At 67.9% G+C, this 770-nt stretch carries 1 pseudogene; it reads right to left on the reverse strand.

Annotated features, from left to right (window positions below):
* Nucleotides 1-770 (reverse strand): annotated as a pseudogene (locus D7W79_RS42445) (ArnT family glycosyltransferase); the annotation flags it as partial.

The following is a 770-nucleotide window of genomic DNA, read 5'->3' on the forward strand; positions in this document are numbered from 1 at the left end:
CCACCACGACCAGCGTGGCCCCGCCGGTGAGCAGCAGCCCCAGCGCGACGGCACGCCCGGCGGCCGGACGCTCCTGCTTCACCTTGGAGGAGAACGCGTCGAAGGCCAGGTACACGCCGAAGGCCAGCAGCACCAGCGTCACCAGGTCGCCCATCCACAGCGGGCGCGAGGAGAAGAACGCGATGGGCCGGGTGACCAGGTCCTGCGGGTAGGGCCGGTCGTAGTTGAAGACGAACAGGTCGGTGAAGTCCTTGGGGTTCTCCGCCAGGTCCTTGCCCACCAGGATGAAGAGCACCAGGCCGAAGATGAGGCTCACGGCATGCTCGGAGATGCCGTCCTTCCACAGCCGGTCCACGAACAGCGCGCAGAGGATGGCCAGGCCCGGCAGGATGGGAAAGACGTAGTGGTGGAACTTCGTCGCGCTGGAGGCCAGCAGGTAGAACGCGAACGCCACCCACAGCACGGCGATGAGCGCCAGGTGGTCCGCCTTGTCCCGCGAGCGCAGCTTGAGGCGCGACACGACCGCGAACGCGCCGGGCAGCAGCGCCACCCACGGGAAGATGGCGAAGCCGCCCTGCTCGATGAAGTAGGTGAACGACCCGCCCGGCGTGGTGGTGTACACGCCCGCGGTGAGGCGGTTCAGGTGGTCGTGGATGAAGAAGCGGTACCAGAAGAGCTTGCCCTCGTCGTCCACGCCGTCGAAGAGGCACAGCGTCAGGTACCAGGGCACCGCCACCGCCGCGAACACGAGCACGCCCGTGCCCAGCTTC

The organism is Corallococcus exercitus (assembly GCF_003611585.1).
GTDB classification, from domain to species: domain Bacteria; phylum Myxococcota; class Myxococcia; order Myxococcales; family Myxococcaceae; genus Corallococcus; species Corallococcus exercitus.